Origin of the sequence: Mucilaginibacter sp. (genome assembly GCF_036383575.1) — a bacterium.
Classification (GTDB): domain Bacteria; phylum Bacteroidota; class Bacteroidia; order Sphingobacteriales; family Sphingobacteriaceae; genus Mucilaginibacter.
Genome location: NZ_DASVOB010000819.1, coordinates 1 through 7,287, shown reverse-complemented (window position 1 = coordinate 7,287; position 7,287 = coordinate 1). Strand labels below are relative to the sequence as shown.

Below are 7,287 nucleotides of genomic sequence, written 5' to 3'. Positions count from 1 at the left end.
CGAGGTGTTGTAACTCGGGTACGATGTGGCAAATACCTTCTGTTTGCCTGTACTTGTTTCAATCGGCTTACTACCCTGAGTAACAACTCCCTGCTTTTTACAACTTGCTAATGAAATTGTTGCAATGATGCATAAAAAATAATTTAAGTTTTTCTTCATAAAGAATTGGTTTAATTGACGGTATTATCGTCGTGAATAATTGGTTTATTTAGTGTGAAGTAGTAGACAACCGGGCTAAGAGGAGGAGATGTATCTCATTAACATAAATGCTTATATAGATAATGTTAGGAGTAGTTTTAAACAGGGAGCCGTTTAACCTCTTGCACAATTTGTAAGTACCATCTTTTACAACAGTTGCACTTATTAAAAAAATCAATACGGCAGTTGTTATTCTGCGCAAAGCAGAGGCTAACGTTAATTTCATTTTCAGATAGAATAAAAACAGGTTTGAACCGGTTTAATTGGTTAATTTATTTTCCTAAAGGCAAAGGATAATTAATAAAAAAAGCACATGTTAAATCAACAAATCATGGCCTTTGGAATAATGGCCATATTTTTAATTGGTACCAGGTTTATTAATTTGACAGTGAAATTAGGTTGCTACCGGAGCACAAAAGTTAAAAAATAGGGTGCAGAATGTTTTCGTTTGCAAAAAACAGTATTTGCAGGCCTTTTTTCTTTAGAAACACCCTTTGCTTCATTAAAAAGGAGTAATCTTATTAATTATGAAAGCTCTTTTCCTTGATTTTATCGAATCGGAAGGTAGGATACGCTTTAAGTATAGATAATTTCGGGAGCTTTTATTTTACTTATCCAACATTTCTTCATTTGCAGAGGTTAGCGATGGCGTAGTTTAGGCTAAAATAGCACAGATATTTTGCTTGTGCAGCTTGAATAAAGGTCGAAAAATTCAATTAACTAAAGTAAATGCAGTGATAGTAAGCATATTTATTGGCACAACCGGAGGAGTATCCTAAATTAAAATACGCCTCCGGGAGTCGCCTATATGAAAATTGGCTTCATCGAGTCCCGCCAATAAATCATACAAAACGAGGCTGATCATGGTTATCATGATCAGCCTCGTTTTAATTGGATTTTATAATGCAACCTTATTGAACACCGGTTTTACCTTCAGGCGAACGTCTCCATTTAAAATAAGCATCCAATACGCTTAACGCGCTCGCATCTGGAACAGGACCGGTATGCGCAGTTTGGGAAAAGTACATAACCGTGGGTTGAGTAGTACTAAATGCTGGCCAATTAGCCGAGCCGGGGCCATTGGGATCGCTATACTTTGCAAAGTTTGTCCAATAAGTACTCATCGCATCTGAGATATCCAGATCTGTTTTACTTGTTTGCGGATTTGAAGCGTCAAGCGTTCCAAATATATAAGCAACTTCCTGCGCATGCGGCGATCCGTAACCCTCTTGAGGGGAACCTACGGGATATTCAGGGTGCTGATCGAAATAATAATAAAAAACCTTCGATTTGCCTCTATTTGCCTGTAACGTAGCCCAGCTCCATGTTTGCCAGCCAAATGCCGCATCACGAGTGAGATCGCGGGCTGTTTTCGCAACCGTACCTGTGCCGGGAGGATAAGCCTTAATTAGTTCATCGGCAAACTTCCCATAGCGGTTCTTTACGGCGGTAATATAATCTTCGGAGGTTTTGGGCGGCGAAAAACTGGCGCCTTCGTCAGAGTTGTAACCTATCAATACGGGCGTATCGTTGTACTTGCCGGCCTCATAAAGTTTATGCTGATCATCGGGTATGACCCAACCATCAACAATAGGCCACGCGAGCCCACGTATACCCGGTAGTTTATCAGCATCTACCTTTCCCAAACCGGCAATTGAGGAAAACCCGGCACCTTTAACATAGGCTTCACCTGCAACTTCGGCATCATGCAGAGTTTTCATATTTTCGCCCGGGTAAGTTGTAATGCGTGTAGGGCCAAATGAACCTCCGCTTTCGGAGATGGCCCCCGAAAATAACCCTTTAGCCAAAGGACTTGCGCATAGCATACTAACCGCTATCCCCCCTGCCGACTCGCCGAAAATAGTTACTTTTTCAGGATCGCCCCCAAAGGCTCCTATGTTTTCTTTAATCCATTTAAGAGCGGCGATCATATCCAGTAGGCCATAGTTGCCCGATACATGGTTTGGGGTTTCGGCACTTAATTCGGGGTGTGCCAAAAATCCGAGCTGGCCTACGCGATAAGCGATACTTACCAGCACGACACCTTTTTTTGCCAGCTTTTCGCCATTATAAGCAGGTTCAGCAGTGCCGCCAAAATTGAAAGCTCCGCCGTAGATCCATACCAATACCGGAACTTTGTCGCCCGGCGACTTAGCCGGCGACCAAACGTTCAGGTACAGGCAATCTTCACTTTTTCCTGAAAAAGGTGGCGCTCCCTGTATGGGTTCCGGCGCAAATTTATCGGCCATACGGATGCCATCCCATTTTGCAGCAGGCTGCGGGGCACGCCAGCGCAATTCGCCAACCGGCGGTGCAGCAAACGGAATACCTTTGTAAATTGAAAGGCCATTTTCATACGTTCCCTGTATCAGGCCTTCTTTCACTTTAACCGGGGTAGGTTGTGCTTTAACAACTGCAATAACAAGTACTAAAATAAGTGTACAAATCAAATGTTTCATAAAATCATGATTGGCTTACCAAAGCTAATTTAAGCCGTTTTGATTCACAACTATCTGAACTAATGATGTATATTTTCGTGAAATTATGTTCAACATCAGCGGCGAAAGTATCAACCATGGGCTTCATGTCAATACCAAACCCGGTAAATTGAATATCTGTCAAAGCTTGATCATATTGATCAGGAAAACATCATTTTCTCTGATTTGAAGTTTCTTTGAAAATGTTCCTGAAGCATTGATTGTGATATTCTCTTTAAGAATCACCGCACCATTATTCTGCTTTTTAAGTGAGTCGACTTGAGTCTTGCTAAGCTGATTGGGCTTATTAAACGAAAGATAACTGGTGTAAGCATCATTTATTTTGTAACCTGTTTGATAAACCTCAAGCCTGTATTTTCCTTTAGGCATACCGGCTATGGCCAATTCAACTTCTCCTTTTGATTTAGCAGGCAGATCCCGAACGTAATAGGACTGATTATTAACAGAATCAGGTAAAGTATAAGTATAATCCCATAATAGCACCTGCACATCGCCTTTTTTGTTTTTGCAGGCCCAGGAAGAATTGTCCTGGTCGGCTATTTCGGTTTCACCCAATTTATTTAAAAACGAATAAGCAAAAAATGCGGGCTTCTTTATCCCCTGCGTGTTCAGCAAACCGAACCCGCCATGAAATGGGGTAAATCTGGGCCCGGGTTCCTCAAAAATGTCGGTAAAGGTCCAATAAGACATGGAGTTGGCTGCTGATCCCGTTTGTTTTAGCTTTTCAAGTATGTATGCCGCCTCATGATAACTATCATGTATTGGATCGGCAGGTGTATATGACGAACTCCATTCTGTATAATGTAATTCCAGCCCGGGAATTGCGGAATTTTGAATTTGTTTGCGTGAGTTCAAAACATCACCACTAACGCTTTCCTTGTTTTTATCCAGCACAGTGCCGGTTGATCCGTATTCATCCAAAAAGCCCTGTTTTACGCCATAAGCATGAGTGCTTATAAAATCAATAGGGACTGCATTTTTACTGCAAAAATTTATCATTTCCGGTACCCATGCCGCCCCTGCCGTAGCAGGGCCGCCAACTTTATAGGCCTTGTTTACGCTTTTTATTGCCTGCGCGCTGTATTGATAAAGTTTGAAATAATCATCCTGCGAACCTGTCCAGAAACCATCTTTCAGATTAGGCTCATTCCAAACTTCAAAATACCATGTCTTAACCTCATCAGTTCCGTACCGTTCGGTAAAATGCTGAGTGAGGTTCCTGATCAAACCTTCCCATTTCTTATAGTCTTTGGGCGGTGTTACATTCCCCCTCCACCAAAAAATGGTTTGATTACCGCTTGCCAGCGCACCGGGCATAAACCCTAATTCTACAAAAGGTTTCATGCCTATACTCAAAATATAATCGTACAGGGCATCAACATATTGATAGTTATATTCCGGATTTCCATTCCTGTCCTCGCGGTAAACAGCCATATCATCTGTCAGCAAACCGTGCATCCTGATATATTTGAAACCGCATTCATTTCGTACAGTGGCCAATTGTTGCTGCCAGTCGGCCCTCAAACCCTCATTTGCTCGCCCCGCCCCTACACATTCTTTAAATGAAGTATTAAAAACTCCCTTTTCTTTTTTAAAATCAAGGCTGATTATCCTTTTGGCTTCAGGCGTTTTATTTAGATTGTTATTTTGGGCAAAAACATTGCTAAAAAGCAGGCTACCTAAAATAATTGGTAAAATTTTCTTTTTCATATTGGTCATTTTATGCTCCCCATACCTGTAGTCGCGTGATAGTCAAACACCTACCAGTACATAATAATACGTAATTAGATTGGTTATAATTTAAAATTGGTGTGATCAATAAACAGAGTCTTTAAATGCCACAAGATGATATAAAGATCTTCTCAGTTTTTAACGATGTAAAGGTAAGAATTCGTCCACCAATCGATTGTTTACAAATAGGGACATGAATGTTAATTAACATCAATAGTCGATCAACATTAGATAATTCCAAATAAGAATAAGCTATATAAGCAGATATGCATGAGACCTCCCGGAAATAACCGGATGCTAAATCAACAACAAAGTCGTCGCGTTCACCAATATAAGAGCGCATTGATCTTAACCAGAAAGCTTCAGTTACAACCCACCCTATCTATCAGCTTAACACACGTCGATCAATTACTTGCAAGCCAACGTTAACCGTATCCCACATATGATAATATTGCCTTTATCATATTTTAAATTCCTTATAATGAATTTAATTGTCTTCCCGGGCATATCTCTACCAATAAAATACACAGCTACTCAAGTTAATCCTGAATTCTTAATCCGTTTTTTGCCCTTTTTGTTAACTCTTTTACCTATTTCTTTCTGAATTTTCTCCAAAAATCAGTTTAATATACTGAAAACCAATACATTAATTCAGATTAACATTTGTATCCCTATTTGTAAACAATCGATTGCGACAAGCCCTCTAATTTTATCCTCTATAAAGCGGCATTTGTTCTATGTCACTGCCGCCTGTCTGATACCAACACAATGGTTAAGACGAGATAACCAATTTTAATAGTAACCTAATTTAAACTAAGCATTATGCTCAAACGCGTACTTATAAGCACCTGTGCTATTTTCCTGCCGTACAGTTACGAAAAACTGTTAATAAGCCACTTAATACCGCTTAAGTAAGATACTCACCCATATCAGCTCTGCATTTCATAAAAGCATTCAGTATTCTAATATCTATATGATTATTCCGGTAGTCATTTTCATTCAGAACATCAGATAGTTTCAAAAAGAGCTCGTCGGTATAAAAAATATGACAAATAATTATGAATGGAGAAAAGCAAATTAATTACTAACAAAACAACAATGAACCAATTATCAAACCTTAAAGTCCTATTATCAGATGGATAAAATTTTACAAGAGAGAGTGAAATATAAGATTTCATTAATTGTGGCGGGCATATTATTCTGTCTTTCCGCTCACGCGCAAACCGTTAATATTACGGGTAAAGTAACAAGTGCAGACGATGGTCAACCGATACCAGGAGCAACTATTAAGATTAAGGGAACAGGCTTTAGTGCCGCATCCGGCGCTGACGGCAATTATTCGATAGCGGCTGAACCAGGTAAAATACTTGTTTTTAGCTACTTAGGTTATGCATCACGGGAAGCAACAGTTAAACAAGCGGGAGTAATAAACATCAGGCTTAATTCAGCCTCCAGCAACCTAAATGAAGTAGTGGTTATCGGTTATGCCAAGATACAGCGTAAAGACGCCACCGGGGCTATAAGTTCAATATCGGGCAACGAATTGCGCAAAACACAGCCTGCTACCTTTGACCAGGCCTTACAAGGTAAAGTACCTGGGGTTGTGGTTCAACAGGTGTCGGGACAGCCTGGCGGTGGTGTGTCTATTCAAATACGCGGCGTGTCATCAATAAGTGGTACAAATTCGCCGCTATATGTAATAGATGGTATTATTATTCCTCCGGTAAATGACCCTGGTAATGGCTCTAACCCATTAAATACGATCAATCCTTCTGAAATAGAATCGATAGATGTACTGAAAGATGCTTCGGCAACGGCCATATACGGTTCACAGGCAACTAACGGGGTAATAGTTATTACTACAAAGCGAGGTAAGGTAGGAGCACCGCAGATATCTTATGATTTTTATACCGGTTATCAAAAAATACCGGGCGAGCTCCCAACAATGAACTTGCAACAGTTTGCCACATTTATTAATGCCCGCGCCCAGGCATGGGGCTTTGACGTAAGGCCTGAGTTTGCTAATCCGCAATATTTAGGCACCGGTACTGATTGGCAAAAAGAATTATTCAGGAAAGCTCCGCAAACCAGTCATACAGTTACTGTAAGTGGCGGTGATAACAGAACACAGTATTTAGTATCCGGATCTTATTACGATCAGCAAGGGATAGCGCTTGGCTCGGATTTTAAAAGGTCGTCTGTACGGGTGAACTTAGATAACAAAACTACTAACTGGCTAAAAATAGGAACCAGTTTGCAATTGGCCCACGTTAATGAGAACGTAAACTCAAGCGCATCCAATGTAATCAGTACAGCCCTTAACCTTACGCCCGATATTCCGGTACAAAACGCTGACGGCTCATGGGGAGGGGTTACCAGCACCAACGGATGGACACCTGGAGTTGCCAACCCGGTTGCCTTAGCCTTGATTGTAAAAGATTTGAAAAAAAGGGATCAGGTATTTGGTAACCTATATGCTGAAATACAGATTTTCAGAGATTTGACATTACGAAATGAGGTATCCGGCAACTTTGATATCAATACTGAAGATAGGTTTACACCAATATATACCTTCGGCAAAACAGTTAACGGCACCAACAGCGGCTCATCTTATATGGCACAAAATTTCTATAAGGTGTTGAGGAACTTTTTCACTTATAGCCACAACTTCGGTAAATACAATATTAATGCCTTGTTAGGCCATGAATCCCAACTGAGTTCGTTCGAAAACATATCTGGCGCCCGTTCAAACTTCGCGTCAAACAATGTGCAGGCGATCAGTTCGGGTGATGCAACTACAGCCACCAATTCAGGAGACAACGGAAACGGAAGCGCCCAGGAATCCTATTTCGGTCGTTTA

3 protein-coding genes are annotated in these 7,287 nt (G+C 40.7%); 1 reads left to right on the top strand and 2 read right to left on the bottom strand.

All coding sequences use genetic code 11. The annotated features are described in order from the left end of the window. Positions 1-1,109: 1,109 nt before the first annotated feature. Both VF500_RS28965 and VF500_RS28960 read right to left on the bottom strand, forming a co-directional pair. Entirely contained in the window at positions 1,110-2,657 is a 1,548-nt protein-coding gene (locus VF500_RS28965) for a carboxylesterase/lipase family protein (protein WP_330862989.1), read from the bottom strand. A 159-nt stretch (positions 2,658-2,816) separates the two neighbouring features. Next, positions 2,817-4,406 carry a GH39 family glycosyl hydrolase gene (locus VF500_RS28960; protein WP_330862988.1) on the bottom strand — a complete coding sequence of 530 codons (1,590 nt, stop codon included), beginning with the start codon at positions 4,404-4,406 and terminating at the stop codon, positions 2,817-2,819. 1,180 nt (positions 4,407-5,586) lie between these two features. On the opposite strand from VF500_RS28960, the gene VF500_RS28955 reads away from it, so the two are divergent. After that, positions 5,587-7,287 (top strand): SusC/RagA family TonB-linked outer membrane protein (locus VF500_RS28955; protein WP_330862987.1); only part of this gene is annotated, 1,701 nt, incomplete at its 3' end.

Coding starts and splice junctions, on each gene's coding strand:
- VF500_RS28965 (WP_330862989.1), bottom strand. CDS start 2,657: ATGAAACATTTGATTTGTACACTTATTTTAGTACTTGTTATTGCAGTT.
- VF500_RS28960 (WP_330862988.1), bottom strand. CDS start 4,406: ATGAAAAAGAAAATTTTACCAATTATTTTAGGTAGCCTGCTTTTTAGC.